This is a genomic window from Sphingorhabdus pulchriflava, assembly GCF_003367235.1.
In the GTDB taxonomy this organism is placed as follows: domain Bacteria; phylum Pseudomonadota; class Alphaproteobacteria; order Sphingomonadales; family Sphingomonadaceae; genus Sphingorhabdus_B; species Sphingorhabdus_B pulchriflava.
The window spans coordinates 1,738,877-1,756,303 of record NZ_QRGP01000001.1 but is presented as its reverse complement, the minus strand read 5'-3'; the positions used below and the strand labels follow the sequence as shown (position 1 = coordinate 1,756,303).

19 protein-coding genes and 1 pseudogene are annotated in these 17,427 nt (G+C 58.8%); 2 read left to right on the top strand and 18 right to left on the bottom strand.

Annotated features, from left to right (window positions below):
- Nucleotides 1–13: 13 nt before the first annotated feature.
- The 17 genes from DXH95_RS08690 to DXH95_RS08610 are packed head-to-tail and all read right to left on the bottom strand — an operon-like array spanning nt 14 to nt 15,123.
- Complete coding sequence (locus DXH95_RS08690) at nt 14–1,450, bottom strand: conjugal transfer protein TraH (protein WP_115548951.1); 1,437 nt, start codon at nt 1,448–1,450, stop codon at nt 14–16.
- Nucleotides 1,440–2,261: a conjugal transfer protein TraF gene (locus DXH95_RS08685; RefSeq protein ID WP_115548950.1), complete on the bottom strand. Its 822-nt coding sequence runs from the start codon at nt 2,259–2,261 to the stop codon at nt 1,440–1,442. Before DXH95_RS08685 ends, DXH95_RS08690 begins: the two co-directional genes overlap by 11 nt.
- Nucleotides 2,248–3,987: a conjugal transfer protein TraN gene (locus tag DXH95_RS08680; protein WP_115548949.1), complete on the bottom strand. Its 1,740-nt coding sequence runs from the start codon at nt 3,985–3,987 to the stop codon at nt 2,248–2,250. The genes DXH95_RS08685 and DXH95_RS08680 overlap by 14 nt, the downstream gene beginning before the upstream one ends.
- Nucleotides 3,984–4,748: a type-F conjugative transfer system pilin assembly protein TrbC gene (gene trbC / locus DXH95_RS08675; RefSeq protein ID WP_115548948.1), complete on the bottom strand. Its 765-nt coding sequence runs from the start codon at nt 4,746–4,748 to the stop codon at nt 3,984–3,986. Before trbC ends, DXH95_RS08680 begins: the two co-directional genes overlap by 4 nt.
- Complete coding sequence (gene traU, locus DXH95_RS08670; RefSeq protein WP_115548947.1) at nt 4,745–5,725, bottom strand: conjugal transfer pilus assembly protein TraU; 981 nt, start codon at nt 5,723–5,725, stop codon at nt 4,745–4,747. The genes trbC and traU overlap by 4 nt, the downstream gene beginning before the upstream one ends.
- A 35-nt stretch (nt 5,726–5,760) precedes the next feature.
- Nucleotides 5,761–6,381 (bottom strand): type-F conjugative transfer system protein TraW, encoded by a 621-nt coding sequence (gene traW / locus DXH95_RS08665; protein WP_115548946.1) that lies wholly within the window; start codon nt 6,379–6,381, stop codon nt 5,761–5,763.
- A 26-nt stretch (nt 6,382–6,407) separates the two neighbouring features.
- Nucleotides 6,408–6,932 (bottom strand): S26 family signal peptidase, encoded by a 525-nt coding sequence (locus DXH95_RS08660; RefSeq protein WP_239016589.1) that lies wholly within the window; start codon nt 6,930–6,932, stop codon nt 6,408–6,410.
- Nucleotides 6,919–7,338, bottom strand: coding sequence for a TrbI F-type domain-containing protein (locus tag DXH95_RS08655; RefSeq protein ID WP_239016588.1), 420 nt, complete (start codon nt 7,336–7,338; stop codon nt 6,919–6,921). The genes DXH95_RS08660 and DXH95_RS08655 overlap by 14 nt, the downstream gene beginning before the upstream one ends.
- Nucleotides 7,335–7,724, bottom strand: a complete 390-nt coding sequence (locus tag DXH95_RS08650; RefSeq protein WP_115548944.1) for a hypothetical protein — start codon at nt 7,722–7,724, stop codon at nt 7,335–7,337. The genes DXH95_RS08655 and DXH95_RS08650 overlap by 4 nt, the downstream gene beginning before the upstream one ends.
- A gap of 26 nt (nt 7,725–7,750) precedes the next feature.
- Nucleotides 7,751–10,297, bottom strand: a complete 2,547-nt coding sequence (traC, locus tag DXH95_RS08645; RefSeq protein ID WP_115548943.1) for a type IV secretion system protein TraC — start codon at nt 10,295–10,297, stop codon at nt 7,751–7,753.
- Complete coding sequence (locus DXH95_RS08640; protein WP_115549489.1) at nt 10,297–11,004, bottom strand: conjugal transfer protein TraV; 708 nt, start codon at nt 11,002–11,004, stop codon at nt 10,297–10,299. The genes traC and DXH95_RS08640 overlap by 1 nt, the downstream gene beginning before the upstream one ends.
- 5 nt (nt 11,005–11,009) lie before the next feature.
- Entirely contained in the window at nt 11,010–11,873 is an 864-nt protein-coding gene (locus tag DXH95_RS08635; RefSeq protein WP_115548942.1) for a DsbC family protein, read from the bottom strand.
- Nucleotides 11,870–13,192, bottom strand: coding sequence for a TraB/TrbI/VirB10 family type IV secretion system protein (locus DXH95_RS08630; protein ID WP_115548941.1), 1,323 nt, complete (start codon nt 13,190–13,192; stop codon nt 11,870–11,872). Before DXH95_RS08630 ends, DXH95_RS08635 begins: the two co-directional genes overlap by 4 nt.
- The gene (locus DXH95_RS08625; protein WP_338061703.1) at nt 13,185–13,922 is read right to left on the bottom strand and encodes a type-F conjugative transfer system secretin TraK; all 738 of its coding nucleotides are present in this window, start codon (nt 13,920–13,922) and stop codon (nt 13,185–13,187) included. Before DXH95_RS08625 ends, DXH95_RS08630 begins: the two co-directional genes overlap by 8 nt.
- The gene (locus DXH95_RS08620) at nt 13,912–14,493 is read right to left on the bottom strand and encodes a type IV conjugative transfer system protein TraE (protein ID WP_115548940.1); all 582 of its coding nucleotides are present in this window, start codon (nt 14,491–14,493) and stop codon (nt 13,912–13,914) included. The genes DXH95_RS08625 and DXH95_RS08620 overlap by 11 nt, the downstream gene beginning before the upstream one ends.
- Nucleotides 14,494–14,503: 10 nt before the next feature.
- Nucleotides 14,504–14,791 carry a type IV conjugative transfer system protein TraL gene (traL, locus tag DXH95_RS08615; protein ID WP_115548939.1) on the bottom strand — a complete coding sequence of 96 codons (288 nt, stop codon included), beginning with the start codon at nt 14,789–14,791 and terminating at the stop codon, nt 14,504–14,506.
- Nucleotides 14,792–14,817: 26 nt separating this feature from the next.
- Nucleotides 14,818–15,123 carry a hypothetical protein gene (locus DXH95_RS08610; RefSeq protein WP_420822290.1) on the bottom strand — a complete coding sequence of 102 codons (306 nt, stop codon included), beginning with the start codon at nt 15,121–15,123 and terminating at the stop codon, nt 14,818–14,820.
- Nucleotides 15,124–15,482: 359 nt separating this feature from the next.
- Between DXH95_RS08610 and DXH95_RS08605 the strand changes: the two genes are divergently transcribed.
- Both DXH95_RS08605 and DXH95_RS08600 read left to right on the top strand, forming a co-directional pair.
- A complete protein-coding gene (locus tag DXH95_RS08605) occupies nt 15,483–15,935 on the top strand; it encodes a transcriptional regulator (protein WP_115548937.1) in 453 nt (150 codons plus the stop codon).
- Nucleotides 15,895–16,218, top strand: coding sequence for a helix-turn-helix transcriptional regulator (locus DXH95_RS08600; RefSeq protein WP_420822278.1), 324 nt, complete (start codon nt 15,895–15,897; stop codon nt 16,216–16,218). The genes DXH95_RS08605 and DXH95_RS08600 overlap by 41 nt, the downstream gene beginning before the upstream one ends.
- Nucleotides 16,219–16,395: 177 nt before the next feature.
- On the opposite strand, the pseudogene DXH95_RS08595 reads toward DXH95_RS08600, so the two are convergent.
- Nucleotides 16,396–17,129: pseudogene (locus DXH95_RS08595) on the bottom strand (IS5 family transposase).
- Between the last annotated feature and the right edge of the window lie 298 nt (nt 17,130–17,427).

The following is a 17,427-nucleotide window of genomic DNA, read 5'->3' as shown; positions in this document are numbered from 1 at the left end:
TTTTCCTTGTTCGTCAGTGGGCGAGGCTGCGGGTCTGGACCGCGCGCGACCAGTCGAGCGATGCCGCCATGCCCGGCGACATCGAGGCTGCGAGCACATTTTCGAGGAAGGCGGTTTTCTCGATAATCTGCATGATTGCATTGACGCGCAGATGTGTGTTCGATTGCCGGTCAGCGAGGCTCTGGCGGACCGCATTCACCTGTCCCTGCCACATCGCGATCTTGGCCTCATCAGCGCCAATGAAGCTCGACATTGACCGGCCGGCTTCGCCGGTGATCCGCTCGAGAATCGCAAAGAGCAGGTCGACGCTCGCAATCTCGGCCAATGTCTCGCGGTCATCGGTCGGCATACCGCGGCCATAAGCTGCCTGCACGGTCAGGATTTTGTAGAGCGGCACCGACGCTACTTGCAGCAGTTCCTTTTGCGCTTCGGTGATAGGCGTATCGTCGCGGATTGCCTGCACCATGCCTTCGATGAGCGCTGCCACACGTGGGCGCAGCGCCTTGGATGTTGGAAGGCTCAGCGTCTTGAAGGTGGGGTTGAGGCATTTGTCAGGCTCGTCGCAGTCGAAGATTTTAACGGGTGCTCCTTGGGTGCCATCGAGCAAGGCAGTTACGAGCGTCGAAGAGGCGTCGCCCGCAAAGGGAACGAACTTGCCCTCCTCATCGTCCTTGGGCGGCACGTAGATGATCGTGCCAATGAGCGTCATGGCATATTCGGCAAGCTCGCGGTCGAATGTCCCACTTGGCGAAAAGAAGGCCGATTTTTTGAGGATGGTCCAAGTGTAATTGCGCGGAACCCCTGTGTTCACATCATCATATTTGCCTGCCCCTTGCGCCGTCGTGCTCGCGCGCTGCCCGCGGGTGCCGCAGCCATGCTTGGCGGCGGCATAATCGGTGAAGATACCTTCGCTATTGCCGATCGCCTCGCAAATCGCCTTGTCGGCAAGGTCGCCCTTGGGCCAGATGCCGCCGACCAGACCTTGCGCCATTTCGCAGCTGTTGATGTTGAGATTGTTCATCAGCTGCGCTTTTTGCGAAAACTCCTGCATGATCTTCGAGCATTCAGGGCATACCGTGTCGATCGCGAGGCTGAAGGCAAAACCAACCGCATTGTTGGCGACGGCCTTGAGCATCGCCACAATCTCGCTTGCATTGATGAAGCTGAAACTGCCAGCAAAAATATCGATGCCGCCGCAGCCCGCGCGGGCGCGGGGAAGTTGAAGATTGGCGATGTTGGTCGTCTTCTGGGGGAAGCGCGTCCAGACATTGCCGAGGCTGTAATAGCCTGCGGACTGGCCTTCATACGCGGTTGGTCCCGACACATTGGCGGCACCGCCGACATCAGTCAAAAAGGAATCCATCGAACTGCCAACATCGGCTTGCGCCGCAGTTAGCGGCAGCGAGCAGGCGAGGAGGGCGGCAATTGCTGTTTTCGGTCTAATAGTCATGGCCGGCTTCCTTTTGTGTGAGAAGATAGATGCGGTCCTGCAGTTCATCGGCGGACATCACGCCGTATCCGATGGGAATGGGGCGGCCTTTCAAGGCATCCCAAAGCACCACTGCGGGCGTGACCTTGGGCTCGAGCCCCATTTTGCTGCGCTGGTTGGTCTCGACGATGTAATTGGGGAAATGGCGCGAGGGGCCGCCATCGGTCGAGATCGCGCGCACAGTAATGCCCCAGTTCGATGTAACCGAACGGACAATTGGCGACATGACCTCGCAGGCACCGCAGCTTTGGGCGAAGAAATAGAAGAGCCCGTAGCGCGCCGACAATCCGGCCATCACCCCATTGCGTTCGCTGGCGCGGCTGCCCTGCCATTGCCGTTTGGCGAGCGTCGAGACCGGGCGCTGCAGTGTATAATCGAGATCAGGATCCTGCCAGATCGCGCGTTGCCAGACGTCGCTGAACAAGGAGGCGCGATCGAGTTGCTCGCGCTGGAAACGAATATAGGCGGTAACATTGGCGGGCGTCGGCTCGAGAATTGCACGTGCTTTCAGCTCGCGCAGTTCTGCCGTGATCGCATCCATGCGTGTCACGGCATCGGGCACTGGTGCGGGTGCTGCCGCTTCTGTCTTGGGTGCAGGCTTGGGCTTCGTGCAGTAGAACCAGTAGCCGAGCTTCCTCTCCTCGCAGTAGAATGCATCGTTTTCCGCAGGTGCATTGGTTTCGCTGGTCTGCGCGCTTGCAGATGCCGGATGGGCAGCAGCACATATCAGTGCGAGCACAGGCGTAATCGCGCGACGGTCAAATCTGGGCATTGGCATAATAGTCCTCGATTTTCTGCTGGATCTGGGTGGCAGCCTCGAGCTCGTCGGGAAGGCGTGCGGCTTGGGTGAACTCGGCATAGACTTCGGAGAAATCCATGCGGGAAAGATCGAGCCGGGCAAATTCGTCGATGGTGAAGCCGGCACAAGTTTCGGTCTTGGGCTTGCCCCAGGGCTTTGGCAGTTGCTGGCGCCCTTGTTCCTGGAGGATACGCGAAAGCTTCGATTCAAAGCAGCAATAGACCTTCTTCTTGGTGAGGCAGACACCGAGGAAGCTGTCCGAACAATAGGTTCCGACATAGGCGCACAGCCCTTGGGCATCGCGTTCGTGCAAAAGCAGCTCTTGCGTATTGCAGCCCAGTGCGACGAGCAGGCTGATGCCGGGGATGAGCGGAAAGCCCTTGCCTTTGCAGCAATTGAGGACACCGAACACCTTCGATGAACAAGTGTTGCGCGTGCCCCGGAACAAGGTGAGCGAATTGGGATCAAATTCGCGGCGGGCCTGATCAAGCGCATTCAGTGCAACGACGGCATCCTTGAACTCGTCATTGGCTTCGCGCTCGATGGTCTCGCACGCCCCGTCGATGCAATAGACATCACCGTCGCAGATGAACTGGTTCGCCGACGCTGGCTGATCGGGGACAGGGCAATCATAGACCCGCTCCCATGTCCGGCACGGCTCGTCGGTCAGACAATCCTCGCGCACCAGATTACAGCCGGGGGTTTGTGCTAGCATCTGACAATCCTCGGCCGCAGTGAAGGTCCGGCAGGCATAGCTTCTCGTCCAGGTCCAGCAGGGCTGGGTGACCGCTATGCCGTTGACGATGCGGGTGACCGGATCGCTGTCGGTACAGGTCTCGCTGTTCTGGGCGCAGTCGGGGTCGGTTGCGAACGGCGCGCATTGGCTTCCATCGCGGGTTGCAATAATGCTGTTCTCGTTGGTGGTACCACGGACCGTGCCGCCTGCGACCTGCGACGGACAGCTTAATATGGTAATGGGCTCGCCGGGCTCAATGCAGTAGCGCTGGTTGTTGGGACGCGTCTCCCATTCGAGGCAGATACCCGGCATTTCGCCCGCATAGGTGCATTGGGCATTGTCAAAGAGTGCGCAATCATCGACCCGGTTGAACCTGTTGGTGCCTAAGGCGCTGCACCAATAGGTGTAGCGCGTGCTGGGGGCTGCGGTGACGATAAGCGGGATGTTGCAGCTCTTCTGTTCTTCGCTAGCTGAGAAGCCAGAATTGCAGGTAGCAAAATAGCGGGTTGAACTTGCCGTAGCCGAAGGCAGGGGAACGCAGCGCCCCTGCGTTCCGCTCACGCTCATGCCGCTTGTATAGCTTAGCGGGTCCTCGCTGATCGCCTTGCTGCGCGCGATCGTCGCATCCAGATCAACCAGCGCAAAGCGCACCCGCTGGTCGATCGACGAGCGTATCGCGCGGTAGCCTTCATGCGCGCTTGTCTGGCTAGCTGCTGCACCCGCCATGGCATCGGGATTGTCGAAATAGCCCGATTGGGAAGGGCTATCGTTGAAATTGGGAATGCGCTCGGCATCGGGATCGGTGCTGGCCGCCGTTTGCGCTGTTGCGGCCTTTTCGCGGCCAAAGGCCTTGCCATCAGCCTTGGCCGCAGCCGTCGATGTTTGCGCAGATGCGCTCGTCATGGGCAGCGATCCTGCGATCAGGAACAGCGCGCCAAGCCGGATAAGTGTTTTGCCGGTCATGGCTTTGCCTTTCGCAAAGCCTCGAGATGAAGCTGGGCAAGCGGCCCGCCAGGACCTGCACCTTTGGCAAAGGTCGACAGGGCGTATTCGGCGCTGACATTGCCCGTCATGCGGTCGTGCGGCGGGACGTTCGAGACGCAATCGAACCCGTCGCACACATCAAAGTCGCTCGCGGTTACGACATAAGCAGGGACGGTATCGATCCTGAACGCGCGAAAGAGGCGCGGATCGATCCCGACATTTTCGGGAAGGCCCCTGTTTCCGGATACTTTCAACAGTGCGGTGGTAAGCGCTTTGGCGCTTCCCTGAGGAAATCCACGGAAAACAATCACCCCGCCTGCTTGCGAGACATCGCCGATCATCTGTTTGAGCGCGGGTGCCGGCATCGACACACTGGCAAAGGCGATGAAACGCGGTGCGGCACCCATGCGGGCTTCATCAAAACCTGCAGTGTCGGCAACCAGCCGGTCAAAGTCGAAGGCCTGATCAAGCGGTGGCCGGGTAATAGGTTGCGCCGAAGCTGCATAAAGTTTGCCATTGGCTTGGCCTGCCTGTGCACTTTCTTTGGCGCTCTCGTGCAATTGTTCGGCGCGTGCGCGCGCGGTGGCGCTCAAGGCGACCGCATCAGCTTCGGCTTCCGCAGCGCGAGCGCGGATTGCGGCAAGATCGAGCTCGGTCTCGCCACTTTGTGCGGCCAGTCCCGCGACCGCAGCCGTCCCGATGCAAAGGGCAAAACCAGCGAAAAGGAGTGAGTATTTCATAAAGCGCAGCAATTCCGTTTGCGCCAGACCAGATAGCCCATATCCTCGCCGATTGCGGGATAGACCTGGCCTGCCGAATTGAACGTGGTCGACGCCCCGATCGGCGCACAGGCATAGCGGCCCTTGGTGAGCGGGTTGGGGTTGGTGGGTTGGAAGCGATATTGTTGCTTCCTCATCACCGGCATCAGATATTTTCCGCAAAGGCCTTTGGAACCCATCGTCCCCCAGGAGACGAGCTGGCGGTGGAGCTTGTAGGCAAAACGCGACAGTGCGAGCCTTGAGGCCTGGACATGGCCGATGGTTGCCGAGACATTGCCGTTCATCGGATACATCGATCCCTGACAGCCCGCGCACCAGAAGAGCTTGTCGGAAGGGAGTCTGCGGGTTGCCAGCACACAATCGGCGGCACAGGCGGCGAGCGCCAGCGGATTTGCAAACAGCACCGCTTCGGGGTTGATGATCGCGGTCAGTTCGGAATCCTGCCAAAGCGGGTCGATCTCGCTGATGTAGAGAATGTCGACCGAAGCCGCTTCTAGACAGAGAAAGTCTGCGACCAGTTCCATCCAGTAGATCAGCGGATAGGCATACCAGTGGATATGCCACTGCGAGTTATACTGCGTGGCACCCCCGACTGCCGAGGGACCTGCAATCGTCTTGAAGCCGATGTCGAACCCGGGATCGAATTTCAATCCGCCCAGATTGACGAAACACCATGGCTTCATCGAGACGTCAGCAAGCCGCACGGGCTCCCAAAAGCCCATGGCGATGCCGGGGCGGATTCCGCAAAGGCATAGGGGCGAATCCGGATTGTCGGGATCGGGGCGGTTTGACGGCCAGATTTTGAGGCCACCGACCGAGATCGGAAAGAGGCACGACCAGCAGATATCGGTGATCGGGTTGACGAATTTGCCCGTGCAGCGACCAGGTCCCGTATCGGCAAAGGCAGGTGTTACGCTCGTACCAATTGCGAGAAGCATTGCCACAAATGCGCTGCAAATCCTTGATTTCAAATTCATGATTGTGCATCCGCTCGTTTGCGAAGCGGAACCTCGCTGATGATCAGGAAGCGCCCTTGCTGTTCAACTGTCGCCGGGACCGCGCGGATACCGAAATGCTTCACCAGGGCGCCGCCCTGGTCGAAATAAAAGCGCCGCTGGCGTGCGCGCATCAGCTCGAGCGGAGCGCCGCGCACAAGAATGAGTTTGGCATCCGTCGCTTTGTAGCGCCTCGTTGCCCAGGCGAGCTGTGCGGGATCGTCGCCGTCGATGAAGACCAGTCTTTGCCGCAAGCCTACTGTATCGAGTGGATTGACCCGCGTGCCAGCAGCAATGATCAGCCGACCTTTGTCGTCGCTTATATCCTGTTCGACCCGGATCGTCGGATCAAAGCGCCATTGCCGCATAACTTGCGTAACGCTTAAGCCAGCAACAGGCTCGGGCCGGTTGACCCGGGCTATTGTTCGGCGCTTCAAATCCGCATTCAACCGCGCGGTTTCGCCGCTCGCTTCGAGGCGCTGCAATTTGGCGCGGATCTGTTCGAGTAGATCGGGCTCGGCAATAGGAAAGACCGCACCTTGCTGGCCATAATCTTTTGCTGACACTTGTGATGCGCCAAATGTCATCGACAAAAGCATAGCGATAAAGAGCGCGCAAATATGTCTCACAATATCGGCCTCCCGACCCCGAGGACGCGCGGGCGGCAGATCCAGCCAATCGCGGCATAGCGGCTGTCAAAGCCGTCTTTGTGGTCAGTTCCTGCAAAATAGCAGCCATGCGGGATCAGCCCGGTTGGTCCCAGATCAAGCGGTTCGCCTCTCATACTCTTGCGTTTGGCGGTGGCGACTACACGTCCGTTGACGAAATAGGTGCGTCCCTTGCGCGTGACCCGGTCGCCAGCGACGCCCAAGACCTTTTTGGTGAAGGGCTTAGGTTCGTCGCCAAAATGCGCGGTCAAAAGCGCGGACGGTGGCGGATCGAAGACAATGATCTCGCCGTGCGCCGGCATGACCCCACGCTCAAGCCAGATCGCCCAATAAGGCAGGCTTGGGCTTATATTGATCATCAATGCATGGTCGCGGGCAAAGGCTGCAAGACTGGAGAGGCTTATCGCAACCGCAGCCAGACCGCTCCAAATGAGCAGCCTTTTGGGTAGGCGTGGAGCAGCGCCGATTTTATTTACGCACATGGGCCTCGTCCTCGAGACGCCGTGCGACATCCTTGCGCACGGTTTCGGTGAAATCGGGAGCCGAACCTGCAATCACGGCTTCGGCCACGAGCACGGTACGTCCGTCTGCGCTCAATGAATTGACCGAGGCTTCGACGGCCTTCAGATAGCGCTCGACCCGCGCTTTCATGATTTCGGGGGGATTGCCGCTTCTCGCTTCAGCTTCGACAAAGGCGCCCATCATGCCGGCCAGCTCGACGGTCACGACTTCGCGCTCTTTGACTTCAACCAGTGCGGTCGTGGCCCAGCTTGCCCATAGGCCTGCCACCATGATGCCAGCAAAATTGGCGAGGGTGGCGAGTGAATAGCCTGCAAAGCGACGCTGCGGCACTTGCTGATCAGATGTTGCTAAAATGTTCTCCATCATTTTTTGCCTTCGTCGAGTGTGCGCATCAGGTCGGCGACAAAGCGCGGGGTGCGCCAGATCGCGATCAGCAACACGAACAGGAAGAAGCCGCCCTGGAGTTCACCCGAAAAGGCAAGCTGGCGCGCGCTGTCGGCGCCTAGATAGCGGTTTGTAATATTGTCGAGCTGGAGGAACAGCAGGTCCATGTTCCAGCCCGAAATGAGAAGGAAGAAGAAGAGCGGCAGTCCCAATGTCATCAGAAAGGTGGTGACCGCAAAGGCGCTGCTGCGCAGAAAGATATAGCAGCCGTCGCCGAGGAAACGCCGCCATGGGAAGAGTGGCGCTTGTCGGCTTTGCTTACTCGCTTCTGCAGCCCGGTCCATCGGTGTGGTAAAATCAAATGTCATATATTCAGTTCCTTGGAAGTTAGTCTTTAGAATGTTTGTGGAAAGGCGATGCGCTCGATGGCGTCAGCGAGCTGCATGCCGCGCGCCAGTTCGGCGTCGATTTTGGCGAAGGTGTCGGGCGAGCTTGAAAAGAGCGTCGCTGAATAATCATCGAGCACCAGACGCCCGATGCTTTCTACCTCGGGGCCCTTGATGAAGACCTCGCTATAGTCAGCGCCCGAGCGTTTGAGGCTCCGAATGAGCGTTTCGGTGCGGTCATCCATATCAAGCCGGCTTGCGCGCTTGAAATCGGCGATCGTCTCGGGCTTTTGCTGCAGGATGAGCATCCAGTCGCTATTTTCGAGCGCGGCGGTAGCGCCATCGGATTTGTAATAGTCATTGAGCGACTGGGTAGCGGTTGCGAGCGCACCGCCATATTTGCGGCAGGTGCGGGCATAGGTTTCGACAAATTCGCCCATCGAGCCGCCCTTGAGCATGCTCCAGGCTTCGTCGATCAGGAGCAATTTGCGCACCGAGCGCGGGCTCCGCGTCATTGCCTGGCTGGTCATGAACATGATCGCCGACAGGACGACGCTGCGCAGATCCTCGCGGGTGGCAAGGTCGGACATCTCGAAGACGGTGAAATCAGCATCCAAGTCGATGCTCGCCTGGCCTGTAAAGAAGGCACCATAGCTGCCACCCGCCATATAAGGCGCAATCGAGACCGCGAGATTTTCCGCAATCGGGTTGGCGGTGGCGACGAGCGCGCGGGCAATGCCGTCGATCGAGCCCTTGGTGCCTCCCTCGCTCCAGACCTTCATGACAGCGGAATCGACAAAGCCGCGTTCGGCATCGCTCAAAGTCTCGCTGTGCCGCGCCATCTGGCCAATAATGGCTTTCACCATCCCGAAACAGTCGAGACGATAATCTTCATTTTGTTCGGCACGCTCCGCATCGATCATCGAAAAGGGGTTGAGACAGAAACCCGACGCAAGCGTGAACTCGACAAAGCGGCCGCCCTGCAGTTTGACCGAATGTTCAAAGCTGCGGCCATCGTCGATGACCACAACCTGTGCGCCTGCGCCTCGGAGTGCTGCGCACATTTCCTGAAGGAGCACCGATTTGCCCGAACCCGATTTGCCGCAGATCGCGATATTGTGGTTGCCCGCCTCATTTTCGAAGGGCGACCAAAAAAAGGGTTGGCCGCGCCGTCCGACAAACAGCAGATGGGGGAGTGGCCCACCCAGATATTCGCCCTGCATCGGTGCGATATTGGCGGCCGTCGTCGACAACAAGGTCTTCATGCGTTTCAACCTTTCCATGTCCTTGGCGAGCCCGTCGGCGAGCGTCAGGGGCATTGCGGCGAGCAACCCTTGAATTTGCAGGAAGCGCTCGTCGATGAGGTCCCAGCCTGCGGCCTTGTAGATCGACTTGATCGCGCGTTCGTTGCGGTCACCATCGCCGAGCGGCGAATAAGCGGTGACCCCGTAAAACACCTTGGCGAGCTTGCGGCCTTCCTGCAGCTCGGCCTGTACATGCTGCCATTCGGCAGACTGCTCGGCGATCTTGGGCAAGAAACGAGCGCTTTTGGTTCCGGCAAGGCTTGTCGTCCTCATGAACTTGTACCCCGCCCGGGCCGCCGCTGCTTCCTGCGAAGGGTAAATGAGGCAGAGCATGGTCGCGGTCGGGCAGGGGAAGCGGAGCTTGTCGGTGAAAAGATCGCCTATCAGCCGCGAACATTCCCAAGGTGCCCAGCGTAGCGGCATGTTGCGCACGCCATAATGGCGGATATCGAAGCAATCAGGATAGACGGTGCCGATTTCGGGGACGCCCTCATTCTCCTCGCCGGTCGCACGGAAACGCTCGGTCCTGAGCAGCATCCGGTCTTCTTCGACCAGAAGCTCGATATCGCGGCGCAAGGCTTGCGCTGCAATCGGGTCGAGCGGATTATAGGGGCAGGCATCGTCCTGTGGTGCTGTCGTCGGCGAAGTCAGATCATCGATCAGCGCGATCAAGGCCTGCGGTTCAATTTCCTGGACGCCCAGGTTCAACGAGCGCAGCATCGCCATCAGCCCTTCACGACACTGGACCAGTTCTTCGTTGCTGATATCCGCTTGTGAAGGAACGCCCAAGGAGAGGAACAGCTGATGGTGGCGCGTATGGAAGGGCGCGTCCCTGGATCCCGAATTCCAGACAAGGTCATACATCCGGTTGGCGCGGTGCCGCGCGATCGCTTCATAGACGCCGCCTTGCGCATAACGCGGTGCAAACCAGGGAGCGACGATGCGGCTGATCCGGGGGCTCGCATGGTGCAATATCTGCAGACAGGCTCCTGGCGGCAGGCCTTCGGAGAAAAACTGCCCCAATATCTCGGCGGTCCGCTCATCGGCACCGATCAGCGGTGTGACGCCGAGAACAAAGCCCTTCGAGCGCGCGTTGAGATAGAGTCGGCTGCGCGCATCGAAGACGCGGTAAGGCAGCCAGTCGGAGAGCATTTCGAGAAGCAAGCCGCCGCGTGGCGGCTCAACCTCTTCGGCGTCACCCAAAAGACCTTCCAAAATCCGCGATTTTAGCGAAGTGAAGCCCATTGTCATTATTCGGGCTCCTTCGGCGTCTTGGCGGCGTCTATGGCCTCGGCACTCGGAAAGACGGGCGCGTCTTGTGTTTCAGGGTGTCGAGGGGTCCGAACATGCGGGAGGGGGGCTGACATGTCGAACCCCTCGACCGCCGGTGCAGAGGCACCGGCAACAGCCTCGCGCGCCGTGGAGGGGAGAGCCAGCGGCGAGGCTATGACAAAGGGATCATCGGAAATTGGGTTATCGGCGGTTTCGGCTGTGCCATCTTCGGTATGCGGCGACGCTGTTTCGGGCCGCTGCTGCGCTGCCTTCATTGCGCGCGCGACCGAACGGACAAAACCGCTTGCACCATTGTCCGATTTCCGTCGCAGCCGTGCGGTCCAATCGGGCTGTTCCGCGATCGCCCAGGCGACAGATTCCTCGTGAAGGATGCCGGTGTCATCGACATGGGCGGGAAAGACGATCCGTATCGTGCGTTCGCGGCTGCGTCCGGTATCGCCGCCCGCTACGCCAGCGCGCGGCGTGGGGTGCGTTCGGGGATAGCCCTTTGCGAGCATCGCGGTTGCATCGGCGTCGATCCGGCTTGCAGGCAAGCAGTCTGCAGATGTGCTTTTGCCCTTGGCACGGCATTCAAAGTCGCCTGCGATATTGGTCGCAAAGGTGGCACAGCCGCTGGTTGTAAAGAGAAGCGGGGCAGAAAGGAGCATAAGAGAAAGGCTACGCATCGCGATCATCCTTTGGATTTGGTGGGTGAGTTTGCGAGAAAGGCTTTGAGTTCGGGTCCCGCGCGGTAGCCTTCGAGCACTGCGCCATCGGAAGGCCGCACAATGACCGGTGTGCCGCCAAAGCCATGCGCCTTGGCAAAGCCTTCATTGGTATCGAGCCCTTTGGTGTCGCAGGCTTTGGAAGGACCGAGCGTTTCACCGGCATAGGCTTTGCGCAGTGCTGCTGACGGATTGTCAGCACAGATCACAGCTTCTGCGATTCTACGGCTTTCTTTGGCTAGGATCGAGATCGGGCGCTCTTCAACACGCGCGCCGATTGCGATGAGCTCGCTTTCGAGCTTCTTGCAATAGCTGCAGTTGAAATCCGAAAAGACGATTGCCTTGGGCCCGTTTGCAGGCCCCCAATGTATCGCACCTTTGGGATCGAGCCCGGTAAGCGGTACCTTCTTGGGCACCGTGGGCTGTTGGGGCAGGCCAGCATTTTCGCCATCGGTGCGGCGCGCAGCCCCTGCCGCCAGCAGGTCGGGATTGAGCGCAAGCAGCCGCGCGGCGGTCAGATCCTGCCGCGCTTCCATGTCGTAGACGCGGCCGATCACCAGATATTTGGCCTTGGTATCGACATAGAATAGCGTGGTTTTGGAGGCGACTTCGCACAGCCCTGCTAGGCCTTTGCAATCAATCGCGTCAATCGGTGTCTTGGGAAGCCGCAGCTTCAATGCCTCGCGTACCTTGGCGATATCGGGCGCGGTGATTGCAGCACTGCCATAGTGTGCGACACTCCAGCCCGTGGCGGCGGACAGCGCGACAAGCGCAAGACCGAGCCCGCCTGCCTTCAGCCAGAAGCGGGATGTTTTGGTTGGTTGGCTCATTGGCTGTTCCTCACATAAACGCCGTCGAGAAAGACGATGTCGACGGTGATGCCGGTGGGCATTTCGACGACGGGTTGATATTGTTCGGCGCGCTCGATGAGATATTTGCTCACCGTATCGGCGGCATCGCCTGCACCCTGGCCTAGCCCGCCACCCAAAATGTCGCCGGGGGACAGCTTTGAGCGGTTGCCGTCGCTGTCGGTGGTGGTGCCTGTGAAGACGCTGTTGGCATTGGCCGAAAAGCCGCGCCCGAACCCGCCGATGATCCCGGCGAGCAGCGCTTGGGAAACCAGGCTGCCTTCGCGGCTGACGACACGGCCGCGCACACCCGATTTACCGGCAAAGCTGATAAAGCCCTTGACCTCTGAGACTGCGACCCGGCCTCCAGGCTGATCACAGGTCATTTTCGCAAGTTTAACATAGACCTTTTCCGAAGAGAGATCGCCGCGCGCCGAGCCATTGACTACACAGCCGGTGAGCCTTGTCGTCAGCACCCTGCCATTTTGCACGACCGAACGGGCAGGACCTGTAATCCTCAAGACCACCGGCAACGGATCGGTCTGGCTCGAGACACCCGCCGAGGCATCGACACCAACGATCACCGTTGCAGGCGCATAGCTGTTGGGCGGCAGATAGTCGGGGGAATCTTCAACAAGAAGTGGAGGCAGATCGGGCCGCGCGGCTTTGGGACCGCCTGCTGCCTTGTCACTGCCGAAGCTCAAAAGCTTGACCTCGCCCGGCGGCAACATGCCAGCATCGGGTCCGGCCAAGGATTGGCCGCCAGCACCCGTGCCACTGCCACCGCGCCCGCGGGCATCATATCCACCTGCCTGCGGTCCGTAAGCAGGGACCGGCGGGGGAGGGGGCGCTGCCGCTTGTGCGGCGAGTTGGCCTTTCAATTGCGCATTTTCGGCCGACACCGCATCGATCGCTGCTTGTCCGTCGATGCGCATTGCCTGATTTTCAGCCTTCAACGCTGCCATCTGTGCTTCAATATCAGCACGGGGGAGTGCTGCTTCTTTGAGTGCCTTTTGCTCGCGCGCAATCGCATCGAGCCGGTTGCCATAGCTCGCGACAAATTCCTTTTGTGACAGGTTGCGATTGACCAGCCCTGTCGTGTCGATTTCCTGCGCGGAGGCCGTGTTGCTGTCGGCAGCTTCATCATCCGATCCCAAGATGAACCAGCTTCCACCAGCAAGCAGAAGGGCTCCGACGCTTGCCAGAAGCAATTGCTGGCGTTTGGCCGTCCGGGCATTGAGCGTCGCCAGCGACAAAGGCGGCTTGTCGGCATTTGGTGTTGCGGTGCCAGTTTCAGTCATGATCATAGTCTCCGTTGGCTCCGACGATCAGCGCCGTAGTGCTCGCACCTGGCGCAAGGCTCGGCTCACCAATGCTGATCGCGAGTGTGTCCTTGGGCGCGAGATCGCGTTCGGCGAGCGGCAGCGGCTTTTTGCCGCGATTGGTGAGGCGCAGGACTTTTCCAAGAAGTGACGCTCCGCGATATTCAGCGATCAGCTGGATTTCGAGATTGCCGACGCGGGCCGCAGGGCTCGCCGACTGGCGGATTTCGAAACCGTCGATGGTCTTGTCGGTCGCCATCGCCTGGATCAGACGCACTGCGCTTTGGTCGGGCCGCGTCTGATTTTCCCAATTGGCGGCATCGCTTTTGGCGAGCGCCGGGTTGCTGATGAACAGCTGCTGGGCTTCGATCATCTCTGCCTTGCAGGCAAATTTGTAGACGAAGCCCTTTTTGGTCGTGGCAAAGAAGCTGATTGAGCCCGCTGCATAAGTTACGGGAACCGAGATATAGATGTCGCCGCGCACCGGCTCGTTGGTCACTGCAAAATCATTATAGGGCGTGCCGCTCGAGATTTTGGAAACACTCGCAAACTGGTCGCCGACGAGCGCGATGCGGCTAAGCTCCTGCTTCGACACAACGCATTCGATGCGCGCATTGTCGGCGGCCTGCTTATACTGGTCAGCAAATGCTGGACTGGGCAGCAGGCTGGCTGTGGCCATGAAGGTGCAAATGGCGGCTTTATTCCGCATCTATGTTCTCCTCTGGATTGTTTTCGGTGTTGATCTGGGTGAAGCCTGCGAGCCCGAGGCGCAGGCCCTGGTAGCTCCAGTCGAAACGGAAGCGGCGCTCGTCGCTTGCAATAACCTGTGCTCCAACAAAGGTTTTGAGGTTGCCGTGCACTTCCGAGGTCAATTTATGCGGATTGACCGAGAGCCCCTTGATGACAAAGGCTTGGGTGACGTCCGAGCCGCGCTGCTCCTCGACGATCCGCAGCAATTCGGCCTTCAACCTGCCATGATGGGCAGGAGAGGCGAGCTCCAATATCTGCGTCATCCAATAGTCGAGCCCTTCGGGGCTGCGGTTGAGCAGCATCAGTGATGCATCGCGCGTCACCAGTTCTAGATAGTCGGCGCTCACCCCGGTCTTGGATATGCTCAAGGGCTTGGAAACCGTCGGCACCAATATGACCTCACGGTCGCGGGTGGCGGCCAGGCCGCCGGTGACAACCAGTGCCAAGCCCAGCGCGACGCTCGTCAGCGCAAGCAGGTTTCTCTGGCGAAGGAGCGACTGGCTGCGCTCGTGCGAAATATGGGTCAGCATGATAGTTCCCTCACCCGGCCAGAAGCCGGCAATGGGAGGGCGGCGTTGCGACAAGACCGGTAAACCCCGAAGGCAGATACCAATAAGCGGCATGGAGTACCCATGAACTGGCACGCCCTGCTTTTGCCTTCCGCAAGGTGAACCAGGCTCCGGCTGACACGATAATGCCGATGAAGATATGCTGGCTGAGGATTCCCCAGGTGAAGGGGATGATGATCCCGGCAAACTCGTCGAGCGTCCAGAAGCCGATAAGCTCCGGATCATCGAGCCGCTTGGGAACAAGATATCTGTCCGTCATGACGCCACCCTCCTTTCGCGTACCGCTCAGATGACCGCGGTGATGGTCGAGGTGACGATCGGCACACCGGTGCCAACACCAATGCCGACGGCAACGGGCACAGCGATCTGGCTCAGCGTGAAGCGACCCGAGGCAAGACCGATGAGGCCGCCTGCAAGGCTCAGCACGGTGATGATCTTGCCGCCCGAACCTTCGAGAAAGTCGGTGAACTTGGTGAGCGCCGGAGTGAAGGTCGTGTCGGCACCGGCATAAGCCGCCGTTGCCGCAAGGGCTGCGACCGCAATCGGCAGCGCCAGGCCCGTCATTTTGCCGAGGCGGGGTTTGAGGGACATTGTGGTCATTGATGCATTCTCCATCGAGAGGGTGGGCAGCGATATCGTTCGCTGTCTGTTCTCAATGGCGCGCTAGGAGAGCGATAGGAAAGCGGAATGCGCTCGGAGTGATCGATGGGGAGCTCGTTTTCCGGAAGTGCGGCAAACGCCGACTGGAGAAGCGCCAAAAGCCGTCAATCAGGCGTCAACAAGAGACCGGAGAATCGGCCATTACGGGGAGGGGATTTGGCCACTCGCCCGAATCGTCTCAAAATAGGAAATCCTATATGTTCTGCTAATGTTCTTTCTGCTTTCCTACAGCACGAGTCTCGCCATATTGATTCGAATCGATAGCTTTAACCAAGAAAGGACATTCATCCATGCAGATGGAAATAGCCGAGCGACCCGGCGTCGATCCGGTGCTGGCGCGAACGTTGGCAAAAGCCATCGATGGATCATCCAAGCCCCGCCGCACTATTGCGCGGGAGACAGGTCTTCACAAGGATGCGCTATTGGGCGTCATCCGTGGTACCAGGGCAGTCACGACCGATGAAGCGCTTCGACTGTTTAGTGCTTCTGGCGTGCCACCCAAAGGTATATTGGCGCTGGCGCTTGCTGGCCACGAAGACTTGGCTTCCGAATGGATGCACCAGGACATAGGGCGGTTTTGGGACGAGCTGTTCCGGGCGCTGCCCACAACGCTGGCGGAGGCGTTGGGTGAAGATCTGCAGGAAATCCGGCCCCGCTGGGCTGTCGGCACGTCGCGGCTCGTAGCTAAATTGCTCGCTGAGCATGTGCGTGATGTCATTAGCCGAGAATTTTCAATGCGTTAGATGGGTATTTATCATGAAAATAGACCAAGTCTCTTGCCAAAGTGTGACCCGTGGTTTCGCTGATAGTTCAGAACCGAATCCGTCCCGCCTCATCCGCCTCCCTGAGGTCATGAAGCGCGTTGGGTTGAGTCGTTCGGCGATATATAAGCGGATGGCGGAAGGAAGTTTTCCTCGATCAAGATCACTGAGTCCGAAATGTGCTGTTTGGGTGCAAGCAGAGATTGATATTTGGATAGCTGAAATCTCAAATATTGGCGTAGATCCAAATACAAATAAAATTTAATAATTATCGTTCCAATATAAAATGACAATAGTATATACAATGATAACAATGGCATATCATTATAATATAGATAAATCACATTTAGTTTTTATAGACAGATTGCTACGCAATTATTCCGCAAGACCTTGATGGTGAATACCTAGCGCGCTCGACGATCGCGTGTCCGAAATGCACGCCCTAGGCGGCGTGGACAAATTTGAGCCAGTATCTGGCGGCGGCGATATGAACCATGCTTAGGAAGCTTTCGGCGAGTTGATCGTAGCGGGTTGCGATGGCGCGGTTGATTTTCAGGCGTCCGAAGAAGCGTTCGATGTGATTACGTTCCCTGTAGAGTGCCCGGTCATGTTCGATCTTGATCCGGCGGTTTGAACGGCCCGGGATGACGGCCTGGATGTTACGATGCGCAAGATCGGTTCGGATGGCATCGGCATCATATCCCTTGTCCGCCAGTAGCGCCTTTGGTGCCCGCTCCGGCAGGGCGATCAACGTGTCATAGGCCTTGCAATCGGCTGCTTCGCCGACCGTCAGGTGGAAGGCGACCGGTCGTCCTCTGGCATCTGCCAGACAGTGAAGCTTACTGGTGAACCCGCCCCGCGAGCGGCCAAGAGCGCGTCGATGAGCCCCCCTTTTCCGCCCGCTGCCGAGACGTGGGCGCGAACGGTGGTGCTGTCGATGCTGTAGTGGCCGCTGTCCGCCATGATCTCGGCCAGGGTGACCGACACGGCCTCCCAGACCCCGGCCTCGCTCCAACGCCGAAAGCGCCGGTAGATCGTGTTCCAGTTGCCATATTTGGGCGGCACATCGCGCCACGGCGTGCCGCAGCGAAGCCGCCAGAGAATGCCGTTGATGATGGACCGGTTCTCTTCGAGCGGCCGCCCAGCCCCTCGATTTGCACCGTCAATCGGCAGCAAGTCCCTCAAAACGCGCCATTCCGCTTCGCTCAGATCGCCCCGGCTCAACCCTGCCTCCAAAAGGAAGCCTTGAATCAACCACCGAGTCTCGCGTCAACCAATTTGTCCACGCCGCCTAGGAGCCTTTTTGCTTTCGACTCTGAAGTGAACATAAGGCGCTTGTATAGACGTCGCATGGTACCTAAATAAAGCTTTAGTTTCGCTGGTTAAATCGCTTTTTTAACATATGACTTTGTTCGAACAAATCCAAGTCGTGAACTTCTGAAACAGTTGCAACTCGTCGTATAGCTATTTTGTT